The sequence below is a fragment of the Pseudactinotalea sp. Z1748 genome (assembly GCF_049725185.1).
In the GTDB taxonomy this organism is placed as follows: domain Bacteria; phylum Actinomycetota; class Actinomycetes; order Actinomycetales; family Beutenbergiaceae; genus CALKWS01.
Window position 1 is genome coordinate 26,152 of record NZ_JBMPQB010000006.1, and the last position, 16,254, is coordinate 42,405.

Sequence of the window (16,254 nt, forward strand, 5' to 3'; positions counted from 1 at the left end):
GACCTGCTCGGGCGGTCGCTCACCTCCGGCCACCCCCACCGCTTACGTCGCCGGACTGTGGCGATGGGCACCGTTGTCGTCGGACTCGATCTCGGCATCCCGGTGCTCGACACTCACGGGTGTGCCGGGACGCCCGGCGCTTCGCCGGCCGCCGGCCCGGACCGGCTCCGCACGGCGGCGGCTGGAGCGCACCAGCATGGCCGCGATGAGGGTGGTCGCCGGGATGGCCAGGACCAGGCCGATCGAGGAGACCAGGGTGCGCACCACCTCCTCGGCGATCTCCCCGGCGGTGAGTGTGCTGGTGATGGAACGGTCGTAGAGCATCACCACCATCAGGGTGGTCATCGCGGTGCCGACGTAGGCGAAGGCCAGGGTGTAGACGGTGGAGGCGATGTGGTCGCGGCCGATTCGCATCGCCCGGGCGAACACGCTGCGGGTGGGGGCGTCCGGGTTCGCCGCGTGCAGTTCCCACACCGCCGAGGCCTGCGTGATCGAGACGTCGTTGAGCGCGCCCAACCCGGCGATCACGATGCCGCACATCAACAGGTCACGCAGGCCCAACCCGGGCAGGACCGCGTCGAGCATCAGCGCGCTGTCCGACCCCGCCCCGGACAGCCGTGCCGCATTCGTGGACCACCACGCCAGTCCCGTCGTCACAGCCAGCCCGATGAAAGTGCCCAGCAGCGCGGTGGTGGTGCGGATCGAGACACCGTGGGCCAGATACACCGCGAAGAACATCATCGCGCTGGCACCGACCAGAGTGGTCAGCATCGCCGGGGCGCCCGACATCAGCGCCGGCACCAGGAACGCCGCCACCACACCCAGGGAAGCCAGCAGGCCGACGATGGCCATCAACCCCCGGATCCGCGCCACCAGCACCACCACCAACACGTACAGACCGGTGAGCAGCAACAACGGCACGTCCCGGACCGCGTCCACGTACACGTACGGGCTGCCGGAGCCCATCGCCCCGGTGGTGAAGAAGATCCGGATGGTGTCACCGGGTTCGATCCCGGCGGAGATGATCTCCGGAGGCACCTGGATCGGCACGATCCGCTCGGTGCCGTCCTGCAGTTCGGCCATCGCCTCGGTGCCGATCTCACCGGTGACCTCAGTGATCACCGCAGTGGTGAACCCCGGACCCTCCACCGGGTTCTCCTGCGAACCCACCGGGGTGTCCCCCCGCGGCCACAGGAACGCCAGGCCCACGATTGTTGCGAGCAGCAGCGGCAGCACGATCGCCAGCAGGATTCGCCGGGTTCGCCGGGCGACCGCCGGATCGAGTTCGGTATCGGTGTGCTCGTGCGTCATTGTTCACACTGTGCCCCGGATGGGCTCGACCTGGTGGCAGCGACACCGCCGAAACGTGCGTCCGCCGAAACCCCGAGGATTCACATTGCGCCCGATCGGTCCGCTCGGCGTGGCGTGGCGCACACCATTCCTTTTGACACTGGTTCTCAATGGGAATGAGAATGGTTCTATGTTCGTACGCTCAGCGCGGATCCGAGCCACGGCGACCCTGGCGGGCGTCGGCCTGCTCCTAGCCGCATGTTCCGACGCCCCCGACCCGGCACCTGCCTCCGGTCCGACGGCGGAGAGCCTGAGCGTGCTCACCGCGTTCTATCCCCTGCATTTCCTCGCAGAGCAGGTTGGCGGCGACCGGGTCACCGCCGAGGACCTTACTCCGCCGGGCGCCGACCCCCACGATCTGGAGTTGTCCCCTGTCGATGTGGCGATGATCGAGCAGGCCGACGTTGTGGTCTACCTGTCCGGCTTCCAGCCAGCGGTCGATGCGGCCATGGAGCAGGTGTCCGGGCCAATCGAACTGGATCTGGCCGAGGTGGTCGATCTGCAGGACACCTCCGCCACCGTCCGCTCGGGCACGGATTCCGGCACCGCCTCCGACGACGACCACGACGACCACGCCCACGACGACCATGACGATCACGCGCACGAGGAGCAGGCCCAGCAGGAGGACGATCACGACGGGCACGATCACGGTCCGGAGGATCCGCACTTCTGGCTCGACACCGAGCGGATGGCCACTGCCGCTCATGCGATCGCCGAGGCGCTCGGCCGGGCCGCGCCGGATCACGCGGAGACATTCGAGACCAACGCCGCACACGTGCAGAACGATCTGGACGCCCTCGATGAGCGTTACCGCACCACGCTGGCCTCCTGCTCCGATGAGGTGATGCTGGTCAGCCACCTCGCCTTCGGCTACCTGGCAATGCGTTATGACCTGGCCCAGGTCGGCATCGCCGGCCTGGACCCACACGTGGAACCCTCCCCGGCCCGCCTCGCCGAGATCCGCGCCGTGGTGAACGCCGAGGAGGTGAGCACGATCTTCGTGGACCCCCTGGCCACCGGACGGGTCAGCGACGCTTTGGCCACCGAACTCGATCTACAGGTCCTCACGCTGGACTCCCTGGAGAACTTACATCCGCCGGCCTCCGACTACTTCGAGGTAATGGAGGCCAATGTGCAAGCCTTGGGCGAGGGACTGACATGCCCGTGAACACCCTGAACGCCACGGACGTGGACGTGCACCTGGGCGGTGCCCAGATCTTGCATCGGGCCAATCTGCAGGTGGGCAAGGGTGAGATGGTCGCGCTGCTCGGAGCCAACGGCTCGGGTAAGTCCACACTGATGCGTGCCTGCCTGGGCCTGGTGCCGATCTCGGCGGGTCGGGTTCGCATCCTTGGGGCACCCCTGGGCCGCGGTGCGCCGTGGCACCGGATCGGCTACGTCCCGCAACGCCCGGGCTCGGCCAGCGGAGTTCCGGCGACGGCCGAGGAGGTGGTTCGCACCGGACTGCTGTCGCGCCGGCGCTGGTGGGTGGGCAGGCAGGGACGAGCCGCCACCGAGGCCGCGCTGGGCGCAGTGGGCATGGCCGACCAGCGCGGCAAAGCACTGCATCACCTCTCCGGCGGGCAACAGCAACGCGTCAGCATCGCCCGCGCCCTGGTCCGACGCCCCGACCTGCTCCTGATGGACGAGCCGATGGCAGGGGTGGACCACCCGAGCCAGGAGGTTTTCGCCGAACTGCTCACCGACCTGAAACGCCAGGGGGTCACCACGGTGGTGGTGCTGCACGAACTCGGGGTGTTGCGCCCGCTGATCGATCGAGCGGTCGTGATCCGACAGGGGCGCGTGGTCCACGACGGCGAGTTGCCTGAGCCCGCCCCGTTCCACGACCATCCCGAGCACGAGCACGTGCACGCCGAGCACGGTGAGTACGAGGGCCCGCCCGACCCGCTCCAGGTGACACTGCCATGATCGCTGCCCTGGCAACGCTGATGACCACGGCGAGTGCGGCGGCGAACCTGGCCTCGACGAGCCTGCTGGACCAACTCGCCGCGGTGCTGGCCAGCCCGATGACGCAGCGCTCCCTGCTGGCCGCGCTGATCGTGGGCGTGGCTGCGCCGGTGGTGGGCACCTACCTGGTGCAGCGCAGACTCTCGCTGCTCGGTGACGGGATCGGGCACGTGGCCCTGACCGGGGTGGCGATCGGATGGTTGGTGGGTGCCGCCACCGGAGCCACGGACATGGAGGCCTACGCTGTCCCAGGCGCGATGGCCGCAGCCGTGATCGGTGCGGTCCTGATCGAACTGGTCCGTGCCCGCGGCGCCACCAGCGGCGACGTGGCGCTCGCGCTGCTGTTCTACGGGGGCATCGCCGGAGGCGTGGTCATCATCGGCCTGGCCGGCGGCACCAACGCCAACCTGATGGCCTACCTGTTCGGCTCGCTGGCCACCGTGTCCACCAGCGACCTGACCGTGACGGTCCTCATGTCGGCGGCGATCCTGGTCGTCGGTCTGGGGTTGCGCACCGCGCTGTTCGCCGTCTGCCAGGACGAGGAGTTCGCCCGCTCCACCGGTCTGCCGGTCCGCTTGCTGACCATCCTGATCGCCGTGGTCGCAGCCCTGACCGTGACGGTGGCGATGCGGGTGGTCGGGCTGTTGCTGGTCTCGGCGCTGATGATCGTACCCGTCGCGATCGCCCAGCTCATCACCTCCTCCTTCCGTCGCACAATGGCGCTGGCGATGGTGATCGGTGCGTTGGTGTGCGTGACGGGCCTCACGATCACCTTCTTCCACCGGCTGGCCCCGGGTGCGATGATCGTGGTGGTGGCGATCGGCGTGTACGCCCTGATCGCTGCCGTGCGCCCGATCATCCAGGCCAGGCGCCCCCGGGACCGGTCGGCCCACCCCGAGATGGCCGACGATGTCCGGCTGAACAACGTCACGTAGGAGAGATGAGGCCATGCAGCGCATGACCCGCCAGCGGGCCGCCGTTGCCGAGGTGCTCGCGGAGTCCGAGGAGTTCCGCACCGCACAGGAACTGCACGATCTGCTGCGCGACCAGGGCCACTCGGTGGGCCTGGCCACGGTGTACCGGACCGTGCAGACCATGGTCACCAACGGGGACGTGGACGTGCTGCGCAATGACGAGGGCGAGGCGATGTACCGCCGGTGCGCGCGGACCGAGCACCACCACCATCTGTTGTGCCGGCGGTGCGGGCGCACCGAGGAGATCGGGGCGGACCTGGTCGAGCAGTGGGCCGCCAGCGTGGCCCGCGCGTACAATTTCGTCGAGGTCGAACACATCGCGGAGTTGTACGGCATCTGCGCCAGTTGCGCCGGAAGAGAGAGCTGATGGGCAACTTCTTCACCACGGGGCCCTTCTGGGCGGTGTACGTGGTGTTGTTCCTCATGGCGATGGCGCGCGGGCAGATGATGTATTGGATCGGCCGCATCCCCACCGAGCAGGCGCTGAAGCGGACCGCACCGACCACCGGGTGGCGGGCACGGGCCCACCGCTGGCTCTCCGACGGTGGCGCCGATGCGGGTGTGCGTTCCATCCAGCGCTGGGGTCTGCCGGTGGTGTCGTTCTGTTACGTCACGGTGGGTTTCCAGTCGCTGGTGCAGGCCGCAGCCGGCATGCTACGGATTCCGCTGCTGTGGTACATCCTGGCCCAGATTCCCGGATCCCTGGCGTGGGCCGCGATCTACTCCACCATCGGGTTCGGGTTGTGGGCGGCCATCATCGCCGCAGCGGCCGGGAGTCCGGCGGGCCTGATCGCCATGACCCTGGCGCTGGCCCTGGCCGCCACGCTGATCGCGCTACGCATCCGGCGCAAGCGTGCCCGGGCGGCCGCGGAGCCACCTCTGCTCACCGGTACCGGCACCGAGCCGGTCGAGCCAGGGGACGTCGACGGCGGGGCAGGGCCTGACGGCGGCGACACGGGCCTGCGCGGCGGGGGCGCGGACGGCAGCCAGTGCGCCCACGCGCGCAAAGCCTCCGACGACGCACCGATCACCCCCTCCTCCTGACGACTCGGGACCTGAGCGGGCCTGCGGAGGTGCCGGTCAGGAACGGCTGGGCTTGTCCACCGCAGCCCCATAGCGCCGGTCCCGCGCGGCGTAGGCGGCGGCTGCCTCCCACAGGTCCCGGCGGTCCACTTCCGGCCAGGGTTTGTGGATGAAGATCATCTCGGCGTAGGCGGCCTGCCAGATCAGGAAGTTCGACGCGCGCTGCTCTCCCCCGGTGCGCAGGAACAGATCCACATCCGGCAGGTCGGGCTCGTCCAGATACCTGGCCAACGTCCGCTCGCTGACCCGCTCCGGATTGACCCGCCCGGCCACCGCATCGCGGGCCAGGGCCGCGGCGGCGTCGGCCAACTCGGCACGGCCACCGTAATTCACACACATCGTCAGCGTGCACACGGTGTTGTTGGCGGTGAGCCGCTCGGCCTCCTCGAGTTCGGCGATGACGCTGCGCCAGAGCCGCCGGCGCCGCCCGGCCCAGCGCACCCGCACCCCCCAGTCGTTCATCTCGTCGCGGCGCCGGCGCAGCACGTCCCGGTTGAAGCCCATCAGGAAGCGCACCTCGGCCGGCGAGCGCTTCCAGTTCTCGGTGGAGAAGGCGTAGGCGCTGATGTGGGTGATCCCGAGTTCGATCGCCCCGGCCACCACGTCCAGCAGCACCGCCTCCCCTGCGGCGTGTCCCTCGGTTCGGGGAAGCCCGCGAGCATTGGCCCAGCGGCCGTTGCCGTCCATCACGATCGCCACGTGCCGCGGTATCCGGCCGGGCGGCAACTGCGGGGGCCGGGCTCCCGATGGATGCGCGGGTGGTGATTGAACCTGGCCGCTCACACCCGTTCCACCATCCGCAGCGAACGTAGTTGCCGCTCCAGGTGCCACTGGGTGTACACCGCCACCAGACCGGAGGCCTCCTTGCGGTGGGTCTCCTCCGAGACGTCGGCCACGTCCCAGTCGCCGGTGAGCAACGCCGACAGCAGTGCCACGGTCTGCGGGGCCGGTGCCGCGGCACCGGGTGGGCGGCAGTTGCTGCACACCATCCCGCCCATGCCGGCAGAGAACGCACGGTGGATCCCCTCGGACTGGCACCGGGCGCAGGATGCGAAACTCGGGGCCCAGCCGGCGATCGCCAGAGCCCGCAGCAGGTAAGAGTCCAGTACCAGCGTGATCGCGTGCTCACGCCCAGCGAGGGCGCGCAACGCACCGGCCAGCAGCAAGAACTGCTGGGTGGCCGGCTGGCGTTCCATCTCGGTGAGCCGCCCGGCGGTCTCGACCATCGCGGTGGCGGTGGTGAACAGGGCGTAGTCGGAGCCGATCGCCCGACCGTGCGGAGCGATGGTGTCCACCTGGGTGACGATGTCGAGGTTACGCCCGGAGTAGAGTTGGACGTCGATCAGGCTGAACGGTTCCAGGCGCGCACCGAACTTCGAGGAGGTGCGCCGCACTCCCTTGGCCACGGCACGCACCTGCCCGGTGTGCCGGGTGAGCAAGGTCAGGATCCGGTCCGCCTCACCCAACTTGTGGGTGCGCAGCACGATCGCCTCATCCCGATAGGTACGCACCGCCCCATTGTCCACCATCGCCCCGGGGCAGGCCCGGTGGCCCCATCGGTGAGTCCGTCAGCGCAGCGCGCGGTTGACCGCCGAGATGATCGCCTTGAACGACGCCGTGGTGATAGACGGGTCGATGCCGACCCCCCACAGCACCTGGTCGCCGACCTCGCACTCCACGTATGCCGCAGCCGCGGCGTCCCCACCGGCCGAGAGGGCGTGCTCGTGGTAGTCCAGCACCCGCACGATGACGTCGCGGCCGGCCAGCAGGTCGACGAACGCCGCCACCGGCCCGTTGCCGCGCCCGGTCAGTTCCACCTGCTCGGAGGCGTCGGTGAGGGTGACGGTCAGGGTGTCATCGGAGCCGTCACCCGCAGAGATCACCTGAGTGGCGCCGAGTTCGAACCGCCCCCACGGCCGCAGGTCGCTACCCGGTGTGGCCGGCAGGTACTCATCGGAGAAGATCGCCCACAACGCGTCCGCGGTCATCTCCCCGCCCCCGGAATCGGTGTGGCGCTGCACGATGCGGGAGAACTCGATCTGCAACCGCCGTGGCAGGTCCAGACTGCGGGTGGAGGCCAGCAGATAGGACACCCCGCCCTTGCCGGACTGGGAGTTCACCCGGATGACGGCCTCGTAGTCCCGGCCCACATCGCGCGGGTCCACCGGCAGGTAGGGCAGGTCCCAGGGCACGTCCTCGCCGTGCTCGGCCACCTGCAACGCCCGGTTCTGGAAGCCCTTCTTGATCGCGTCCTGGTGGGATCCGGAGAAGGCGGTGTAGACCAGGTCCCCGCCGTAGGGGTGGCGCGGGTGCACATCCATCTGGGTGCAGTGCTCCACAGTGCGGCGGATCGCGTCGATGTCGGAGAAGTCGATCAGCGGATCGATACCCTGGCTGTACAGGTTCATGCCCAGGGTCACCAGGTCGACGTTCCCGGTGCGCTCACCCTGACCGAACAGGCAACCCTCGATCCGGTCCGCCCCGGCCATCACGGCCAACTCGGCGGCGGCGACCGCGCTGCCCCGGTCGTTGTGCGGGTGCACGCTCAGTGACACGAACTCCCGGCGGGACAGGTTCGTGGACATCCATTCGATCTGGTCGGCGTAGACGTTCGGGGTGGCCCGCTCCACGGTGGCGGGCAGGTTCAGGATGATCTCGCGGCCCTCGCCGGGGGACCACACGTCCATAACCGCCTCGCACACCTCCAGGGCGTACTCCAACTCGGTGTCGGAGAAGATCTCCGGGGAGTACTGATACCCGAACTCGGTATCGGGGTCCAGCAACTTCTCGGCGTGGTCCATCACATGCTGGGTTCCAGCGGTGGCAAGCAGTTTCGTGCCGTCCTTGTCGTTGCGGAAGACCACCTCCCGGAACACCGGCGCGGTGGCGTTGTACATGTGCACGTTCGCCCGGTGCGCCCCGATCAGTGAGCGGACGGTGCGCTCGATCAGGTCCTCGCGCGCCTGGGTCAGCACCGAGATCGTCACGTCCTCCGGGACCGCGTCATCGGCGATGATGGAGCGGACGAAGTCGAAGTCAGCCTTGCTGGCCGCGGGAAACCCGACCTCGATCTCCTTGTACCCCATCCGTACCAGCAGGTCGAACATGGTCCGTTTGCGCTGCGGATCCATGGGTTCGATCAGGGCCTGGTTCCCGTCGCGCAGGTCGGTGGAGAGCCACCGTGGTGCCTGCTCGATCCGCTGTGAGGGCCACTGCCGGTTCGGCAGATCCACCGTCATCGTGTCCAGGAACGGCCGGTACTTGCCCACCGGCATGCCGTGAATAGTGCGAGTGCTCATCGTTGTGTTGCGTCCTTCCCAGTCCTTGTCCTTCTAGCCGGGGTCGCTAGCGCCCGCGACGAGGATCCGGCCGGGTCAGGCCTCGTCGCGGCGAGGAAGGAGCAGGAGATGACTCACAGTACCCACTGTAGCGCAGCCGGCCGGTCCCGTCGTCGCGGTGACTCCGGTCGACGATGGCGGGCCGGTCAGGAGACATCCTCGGGCAGCATGACCAGGATCTCGGTGCTGCCCATCCGTACCGTGGAGCCGACCCGTACTGCTGTCTCCCGCCACGGCTCAAGTTCCACCCGTGTGCCGTCCGGGCCCACCAGTACGGTGCCATTGGTCGAGGCCCGGTCGGTGACGGAGACGCGGCCGCCGCTGATCCGCATCTGCACATGGGTCTTGGAGACCGACTGGTCCGCCACCCGCAGCAGCGCCTCCACCTGTTCGCCCTCCCGGGCCCGCGGATCACGACCGATCAGGGTGGTTGCCTCACCGGGCAGGTGCCGCCCGTCCGAGAGCACCACGGTCACGCCACCGGGTTCGCGGGTGCGTGACTCCGAGGGGACCGGGCCCAGCCGGGCAGCCAGGCGGGTCCGCTCCAACTCCTCCCCGTCCCCGGCAGGGGCTTCCGGGGCGTACCCCGTCTCCTGGGCGACACTCCTCGCCCCTGCCGGACGCTGCGGTGGCGCAGCAGGGCGGGCCGGCGACGCCGGTGCGCCGGGCTCCTGGGCCCAGCCCGTCGAGGGCACCGGCTGTCCGGGCCCGGCCGGTGCGCCCGGCACGTCCTGCGCAGCGGGGGGGACCTGCTGCACCGGCGAACCGGGGTGGTGTGCGGTGGGCAAAGGCGTCTGGCCCGGCGGACCAAACGTGACAGCGTGGCCCGGCTGCGGGGCGCCGGTGCCGTCCGTAGATACCTGCGGCTGCTCCGGGTGCGCAGCGTGCGTGCGGTCCTGGCCCTGTGCGCGAGCGCGTGCCTCGGCCGAGGGACGACGCCGCAGCGCCACCAGCATCGCCACGAGGCCGGCCAGCACGGTCAGGCTGCCGATGGCCAGTACCGCTGCCACCGCAAGGTAGGCACCCGGGTGCCCGGACCGTGCGCCGGTCTCCGGTGCCGCGTAGGCCGGCGTCCAAGCAGCGCCGGCGAGTAGCCCGAGGGCCACGGCAATCCGCACGACCATCGCGGTGGTGAAGACATCCCGCACCGAGGGTGTGGTGACGTGCCCACTGGCGCCGGTGCCGCGTACGTAGGCAGCGTGCCACCGGCCGGCCGCAGCGATGGCCCGCCACCCGCTGCGTTCCAGCCACAGCCCCCACAACACCCATGCCAGCAGCGCCACCGAGGCGGTAGCGGCCAGGAGCCAGAAAAGCGCCCCCTGCGCCATTCCGGAGGTCGCCAGTACCAGCGTGCTCGCACCGGCCATGCCTAGCAGCAGCACGAACAACCCGTGGATGTTGCGCGGCCACCCGGCGACGTCCTCGATCAGCGCGTGCAGCGCTTGAGCGCGCACCTGCGGCAGGTGCCACGCCCCGGGTCGTGACGGGGCGTCCGGGGGCAGGTAGACCGCTGACCGCACACTCGGGGACCATGGCGATGGCGCCGGCTCGGGCGCCTGCCTGCCCGGGCCCGGTGGTCCGGGTGCCTGCGGTCCGGCCCGGCCCGGCACGGCCTGGCCGGATAGGGGCTGGCTCATGACGGCGGTCTCAGTGGTGTCGCTCGTGCGCGGACCGGGCGGCCAGCCGCTCGCGGGTGGCCCACAACCCGGCAGAGGGGGTGGAGATGTAGAAGACGCGTTCGCCGTCATCCATGGTGTTCCAGCCGTCGGTCATGATCTCGGGATCGTAACGGCGAAGCGCCTCGCCGGGGTCCATGTACCGGTAGCCGACGGACTCGACCTCGGCCCGGGTCAGCCCGCCGGGGGCGTAGGTGATGGTGAAGCGGCCTTCGGGTGAGCCGTGCACGAGGTGGGCGGTGCCGTGCGGAATGTCCTGCATGTCCGCCTCCACCGCGTAGTGGGCCAACACTTCCTCCTTGCTCAGGTAACCGTACTTGCGGATCAGCGCATCGACCTCGGGTTGCTCTCCGAACCGCTCGACACCGGGGGCGATGACCACGAGTTCACCGCCGTCGGCCATCGCCATCCGGGTGCGGTACACAGCCTTGTTCGCCACCCAGGTGGCGCGAAACTCATCGGCCTGCATCACCGCGACGATCTTGTCCACCGGCTCATCGAACGGAATGATGTTCTGCTCGGTGCTGGCGCGGGCAGCGGCCAGATAGGTCTCCAACCCGTCCCCCACGTACACGCCGGTGTGACGCAAGGTGGAGTCGGAGTCGTAGTCCATCACCACCTGCAGATAGACGTCGGGCAGGTGGGACAGGAAGTGCTCCTCGGCGTAGTTGAACGCCTGGCGCACCGGGGTGAGCAGATTCCCCAGGTTGTTCTCGATGCCGTAGACGGCCGAGGCCATGTGGGAGGCGCCCAGCAGCCGCTTCCCGCCAAGGCCGATGAAGTAGTTCTTGTTGTGGTTGGCGAACCCGAGCACCTCGTGCGGCACCACGTGTCCCACGTTGATGATCAGGTCCCAGTCCCCGGTGACAGTCATGGTGTTGACGTCGATCGGGATCTCCCAGTCCACCGCGCCCCCGGTGAACTCGGCCACCTTCTCCGCAGGCACGGTGCCGAGGTGGGTGACCCCGTCCTTCCAGTCGTGCACGTGGATGCGCTCATGCGGCACGGAACCGAACATGAAGGTGTTGTCCGCCGGGGTGTGTGGCACGTGCTGTCCCAGGGTGGGGATCAGGTGCACGTCCGCCCCGGCGTCGGTGAGCAGGTGATAGAGGTGCTCGGTGATCCAGCCAACGCCGGAGTGTGCCCGGGTGATGTCGGGTGGGAGCAGCAGCACCCGGCGCAGGTCCGCGATCCCCAGCCGGCTACGAGCCTGGTCGATCAGTTCGACGCACAGGTCTTTGATGGTCTGCTCGCTGACCCAACGCTCCTCGTGATGGAACCACATGGGCCCAGCCTATCGCCGCGGGTACCTCAGCGGCGAAGTGATCGCGGGGAGAAGTGGGAACGGAACCTGGCTCGCCGACCCACGCTCCCGCGCAGCCGGGATCGGGCGGCCCGCACCTCGACCCAGAACGTGGCCGCCTCCTCCTCATCGGGCAAGCGCGGACCGAAGACACCCGCGTCGGCGGCGATGGCCAGCCCCGAGGTGCCCGCGCCCTCGAAACGGGAGTCCAGCGCGGCAGCGGTCTCCCGGCGGGTGAGCCCGTCGGCGCGCGCGGATCCGAGGTCGATCGCCTGATCCTCCAGCTCGGTCCACCCCCCGGCGATCCGCCGGTCCGGTGTCCCGACGGTGCGCCGCTGCCGTCGCCGTCGGGCCTTGACCGCAGCGATGATCAGGAACGGACTGAGCAGCAGCAACAGGGGGATCGCCGCTACGGCGGCGATCAGCGCCCAGGTTCGCTGCTCCTGCTCGTCCTCGGTGGTCTCGTCCTGGACCTCGGCGTCGTCGCGGTCCTCCGGTGGCACGTCCGGGGGTTCCTGCGGGGGGTCCGGCGGCTGCAGCACCTGGGGCTGGGGGTGGTCCAGTGGGTCGGGGTCCTCGGCCTGGGGCACCTGGTCCTCATCCGGCGTCGGGTAGAAGGGCAACCAGCCGTGCCCCTCGAAGGGCACCTCCACCCAGGCGGTGACATCCTCCCCCCTAACCTGCACCGTGCCGCCGGCGGGATCCACCTCGAATCCCATGACGACCCTGGCGGGGTAGCCCAAGGCCCGCACCATCAGGGCCATCGCGGCAGCGTACTGCTCGTGGTCGCCCACCATCTGCTCGGCCTCGAGCATGTCCAGCATCCGCCCGGCCCCGTGGCCGGGCCGGGAGGGCACCTCGTTGACCAGACCGTGGGAGAAGAAGCCCTGGGTGGACAGCGTCGAGGCGATCGCCTCGATCCGCGGGTAGTCCCCGGTGTACCCGTCGGCGAACTGGGTGGCCAGTGAGGAGACCACATCGGGCACCTGACGGGGCTCGGGCAGTGCGAGGCTCTCGGCCACCAGCCGCGTGGCCTCCAGGTCCTGGACGGGCTCGGGCTGATGGGCCGTCAGTTGATAGGAGTCCCCCTCCCGCAGTCCCGCCGTGGTCAGGCCCGTGTGGGTGGCGGTGTTGTAGTAGAAGCCCTCGGTCTGATCGCCCGCGCGGGGGCCGGTGAACGTGACGTCGATGCTCATCCCGATATTGGGGACCCACACCCCACCGAGGGCCTCGACGTCCACCTGGATCCGGGCCGGGTCCTCGGGGACCTCCACGGTGATCCGGTCCCCGGTCCGGGTGAAGGACCCGGTGGCCGGGGTCTGCCCCGGCGTGACGTCCCAGACCATCCCGTCGTAGGAGTCCATGGTGGCCAGCCGCAGGGCCGGTGTGCCGGCCGGCACACCGGTGGCCCGCAGCAGGGTCTCCTCGCCCAGGTCGTCCACGAAGTAGCGGAAGGCGGCCAGGGGGCTGGTGTAGTCGTGCGGGTCCGGCGGTGGCTCGACGTAGTCGCGCAACACCATCCGGGGCTGGCTGGGGGTCAGCACCAGGGAGGCACCGGTGCCGGCTACCGCCGCCATCCCGAGCACCACCGAGACAGCCAGCACGCGATTCATTTCCAGTCGTCCGGCGCGGTGGGCCACCCAGGTCAGGCTGATCAACACCCCTGCCACCCCGATCACCCCGGGGAGCACCGAGAGCCGGGTGCCGAACAGGATCGAGGCCACCAGAACCGCACCCGGCAGGATCAGGGACAGGGAGTAGTGCCGGGCCCGGAGCGCGATCGTCACGGCGGCCAGGGACCCCACGAATGCCAGCAGGTAAGGCAGGAGCAGCAGCGCTCCGGTGCTGCCCAGCGGCGGGGCGATGGTCAGGACCTGTTTCCATACGGTCACCACGCCCCGGCCCATGAGTTGCCAGGTGGTGGGGGTGGGAATGACGCCGCCGATCGCACTGCCGGGGGCGACCAGGCCGCCGAAGGCGAAGAACGTCGGCAGCGCCAGCGCGAGCACGGTCAGGGTGTGCCAGCGCACCATCGCCCCGAGCACCGCGATCGTGGTGCCGAGCACCAGGGCGACGCCGGCGACGAGGAAGAGCCGCGCCGACAGGTACACCGGTTCCAGGGGGGCCATCGCCATCGCGATCAGCAGCACCGGCACCGCGATCGCCAGGACGCGCTCGGTGGTGAACCAGCCGGTTCCGGGCCACCAGGACCCTCGGCCGGCGCGGTCGCGGCGGGTCCCGCCGCCCGCCGTGCCCGAGGCGGGGACCGGTGAGCCCTCCGGCGGCCTCGCTCCCGGTGCCGGGGCGCTCACACGCGCTCCAGTTTCCGGAACCCCCGGGGCAGGTCCTCCAGGGAGCCCAGGGTCAGCGTGGTCACCTGTCCCAGCCGGCGCACGGTCGATTCGGCCCCGATCCGCGCCTGGATCGCCAAGGACCGCACGCCCAGGGGCAGTACAGCACCGGCGGCGCGGATCTCCCGCGGCCCCACCTCGGAGCCGCACAACAGCACCACCACCGTGGCGCGCTGGACGTCCCGGGTGACGGCACGAGCCAGGTCCACCAGCGTGTTGGGGCTGTGGACCGACTCCAGCCGGGTCAGGTCATCGAGGAGCCTGCGTGGGGTGGTGCTCGAGATCACCCCGTGACTAGCCATCGCGGTCAGGTCCTTCGAGGCGTGGATGGCCTCCAGACCCAGGGAACCGAGTGCGGAGATGACCAGTTCGAATTCCTCCGGGTCACCGTAGTCACGTTCCTGGGAACTCATCGCCACCACCATGTGGGAGCGCCGGGTCTCCTCGAACTGGCGCACCATCAAGGTGCCGGTTCTGGCCGAGGAACGCCAGTGCACGTATCGACGGTCATCCCCGGGACCGTACTCGCGCAGCGCGTGGAAGGACAGGTCCGCGTTGGTGACGTCGCGGGTCTCCTGGCCCTCCAGGTCGTGCAGGAAGCCTGCGGCGGACGAGCCCATCCGGACCGTGCGGGGGTGAACGTAGAGTTCCTCCGGATCGGTCCACAGCACCGAGCGGCGCACCAGACCGAGCGGGTCACCGCGAACGGAGGAGACCGGACCCACGGTGATCACCCCGCGCCGGGCGGTGGGGATCACGAACAGTTCGTCGTGTACCTCCGCCGGGGCCAGGGCCGGCAGAGCGAAACTGGCTCTGCTCCCGCCCACCGGCAGCTCGATGCGGGCCGGCAGCACGGGGCGGTCCCCGACGTTGCGTACATCCACCCCGCCCATGGCGCGCTCCCCCACTACCACCCGGCCTTCCCGCAGGCGCAGGCCGATGGCGTAGGGGTGGCGGCCGATCGCGAAGATCGCGGCCACCATCACCGTCGCGGTGAAGCCCGCGCCCAGCACCACCAGTTCGACCCAGCCGAGCATCCGCCCGGCCACCAGGCCCACCACCCCGAGGGCGAGCAGCACCCATGCGGCGCGGGAGACCCAACTCAGCGCCTGTGTGGTGCGACGCACCTGACCGACCAGTTGGGTGACCGTCCGGGTCACCGATCGGGTGGTCTCGGGAGTGGATGCCTGGGTGGTGCTCACGAGGAAATCAGGAGGCCCGTTGCGCCGGAGGGTTCACCTCGGTGAGGATCCGGGCGAGGGAACCGGCGGCGCTGGCGCCCTCGAACTCCGCCTCGGCGTCCAACACCATCCGGTGGGCCAGCACCGGTTCGGTGAGGTCCTTGATGTCATCGGGGATGACGTAGTGGCGGCCCTGCGAGGCAGCCCAGACCTTGGCGGTCCGCACCAGTGCCAATGCCCCCCGGACACTGGAGCCCAGCGCGATCTCGGGAGCAGCGCGGGTGGCCTCGACGAGTTCGGTGACGTAGGTCAGCACCGCCGGGTCCACATACACCGTGCCGGCCAGTTCGGCCATGTCGACCACGGCCGGGCCGGTGATCACCGGGGTCAGGGAGGCGGTTCGGTCCCGCACCGCCGATCCGGCCAGGATCTGGGTGGTGGCCTCGGCATCGGGGTAGCCCAGCGAGGTACGCATCAGGAAGCGGTCGAGCTGGGCCTCGGGCAGCCGGTAGGTGCCGGCTTGTTCGATCGGGTTCTGGGTTGCCAGCACGATGAACGGGCGGCCCACCTCGTGCGGCACACCGTCCACCGTGATCCGGCCCTCCTCCATCACCTCCAGTAACGCCGACTGGGTCTTGGGCGAGGCCCGGTTGATCTCATCGGCCAGCACCACCGAGGCGAAGATCGGGCCCTTGTGGAAGTCCCACTCCTTGGCCTCCTGGTCATAGATGGTCACGCCGGTGACGTCGGAGGGCAGCAGGTCCGGGGTGAACTGGATCCGGGAGTGCGAGGACTGCACCGTCGCGGCCAGCGCACGGGCCAGCGACGTCTTCCCTGTACCGGGGAAGTCCTCGAGGAGCAGGTGCCCGTTGGACAGCAGACACGTGAAGGCCAACCGGACCACGTGGTGCTTGCCCAGGATCGCCTCGGAGACGTTCAGCACCAGGCGCTCGAAGGTCTCGGCGAACCAGGTGGCGCGCTGCGGCGTCATCGTGGCGTGGTCAGTGACGGTCATGAGGTCCTCTGATTA

Annotated in this window: 14 protein-coding genes; 5 read left to right on the plus strand and 9 right to left on the minus strand. The window is 69.7% G+C overall.

Going from position 1 to position 16,254, the window contains the following annotated elements:
* Window positions 1-42: 42 nt before the first annotated feature.
* Window positions 43-1,311: a YibE/F family protein gene (locus ACO0LU_RS13540; protein WP_424791875.1), complete on the minus strand. Its 1,269-nt coding sequence runs from the start codon at window positions 1,309-1,311 to the stop codon at window positions 43-45.
* A gap of 169 nt (window positions 1,312-1,480) precedes the next feature.
* Between ACO0LU_RS13540 and ACO0LU_RS13545 the strand changes: the two genes are divergently transcribed.
* From ACO0LU_RS13545 to ACO0LU_RS13565, 5 genes are all read left to right on the plus strand, one after another.
* The gene (locus ACO0LU_RS13545; RefSeq protein ID WP_424791876.1) at window positions 1,481-2,518 is read left to right on the plus strand and encodes a metal ABC transporter substrate-binding protein; all 1,038 of its coding nucleotides are present in this window, start codon (window positions 1,481-1,483) and stop codon (window positions 2,516-2,518) included.
* Window positions 2,509-3,279: a metal ABC transporter ATP-binding protein gene (locus ACO0LU_RS13550; protein ID WP_424791877.1), complete on the plus strand. Its 771-nt coding sequence runs from the start codon at window positions 2,509-2,511 to the stop codon at window positions 3,277-3,279. Before ACO0LU_RS13545 ends, ACO0LU_RS13550 begins: the two co-directional genes overlap by 10 nt.
* 98 nt (window positions 3,280-3,377) lie before the next feature.
* Window positions 3,378-4,253: a metal ABC transporter permease gene (locus tag ACO0LU_RS13555; protein WP_424792117.1), complete on the plus strand. Its 876-nt coding sequence runs from the start codon at window positions 3,378-3,380 to the stop codon at window positions 4,251-4,253.
* Window positions 4,254-4,266: 13 nt separating this feature from the next.
* Window positions 4,267-4,659 (plus strand): Fur family transcriptional regulator, encoded by a 393-nt coding sequence (locus tag ACO0LU_RS13560; RefSeq protein WP_424786183.1) that lies wholly within the window; start codon window positions 4,267-4,269, stop codon window positions 4,657-4,659.
* Window positions 4,659-5,336: a DedA family protein gene (locus ACO0LU_RS13565; RefSeq protein WP_424791878.1), complete on the plus strand. Its 678-nt coding sequence runs from the start codon at window positions 4,659-4,661 to the stop codon at window positions 5,334-5,336. The genes ACO0LU_RS13560 and ACO0LU_RS13565 overlap by 1 nt, the downstream gene beginning before the upstream one ends.
* Before the next feature lie 36 nt (window positions 5,337-5,372).
* Here ACO0LU_RS13565 and ACO0LU_RS13570 read toward each other — a convergent pair whose 3' ends face one another.
* From ACO0LU_RS13570 to ACO0LU_RS13605, 8 genes are all read right to left on the minus strand, one after another.
* Complete coding sequence (locus ACO0LU_RS13570; protein WP_424791879.1) at window positions 5,373-6,158, minus strand: isoprenyl transferase; 786 nt, start codon at window positions 6,156-6,158, stop codon at window positions 5,373-5,375.
* The gene (gene recO / locus ACO0LU_RS13575; protein ID WP_424791880.1) at window positions 6,155-6,886 is read right to left on the minus strand and encodes a DNA repair protein RecO; all 732 of its coding nucleotides are present in this window, start codon (window positions 6,884-6,886) and stop codon (window positions 6,155-6,157) included. The genes ACO0LU_RS13570 and recO overlap by 4 nt, the downstream gene beginning before the upstream one ends.
* Window positions 6,887-6,943: 57 nt before the next feature.
* A complete protein-coding gene (gene leuA, locus ACO0LU_RS13580) occupies window positions 6,944-8,674 on the minus strand; it encodes a 2-isopropylmalate synthase (RefSeq protein ID WP_424791881.1) in 1,731 nt (576 codons plus the stop codon).
* Window positions 8,675-8,859: 185 nt separating this feature from the next.
* Window positions 8,860-10,233 carry an FHA domain-containing protein gene (locus tag ACO0LU_RS13585; protein WP_424791882.1) on the minus strand — a complete coding sequence of 458 codons (1,374 nt, stop codon included), beginning with the start codon at window positions 10,231-10,233 and terminating at the stop codon, window positions 8,860-8,862.
* A gap of 127 nt (window positions 10,234-10,360) precedes the next feature.
* On the minus strand, window positions 10,361-11,674 hold the full coding sequence (locus ACO0LU_RS13590; protein WP_424791883.1) for a lactate racemase domain-containing protein: 1,314 nt from the start codon (window positions 11,672-11,674) through the stop codon (window positions 10,361-10,363).
* A gap of 26 nt (window positions 11,675-11,700) precedes the next feature.
* A complete protein-coding gene (locus tag ACO0LU_RS13595) occupies window positions 11,701-14,004 on the minus strand; it encodes a transglutaminaseTgpA domain-containing protein (RefSeq protein ID WP_424791884.1) in 2,304 nt (767 codons plus the stop codon).
* Window positions 14,001-15,245 carry a DUF58 domain-containing protein gene (locus tag ACO0LU_RS13600; RefSeq protein WP_424791885.1) on the minus strand — a complete coding sequence of 415 codons (1,245 nt, stop codon included), beginning with the start codon at window positions 15,243-15,245 and terminating at the stop codon, window positions 14,001-14,003. Before ACO0LU_RS13600 ends, ACO0LU_RS13595 begins: the two co-directional genes overlap by 4 nt.
* 7 nt (window positions 15,246-15,252) lie before the next feature.
* Window positions 15,253-16,239 carry an AAA family ATPase gene (locus ACO0LU_RS13605; protein WP_424791886.1) on the minus strand — a complete coding sequence of 329 codons (987 nt, stop codon included), beginning with the start codon at window positions 16,237-16,239 and terminating at the stop codon, window positions 15,253-15,255.
* Window positions 16,240-16,254 lie beyond the last annotated feature (15 nt).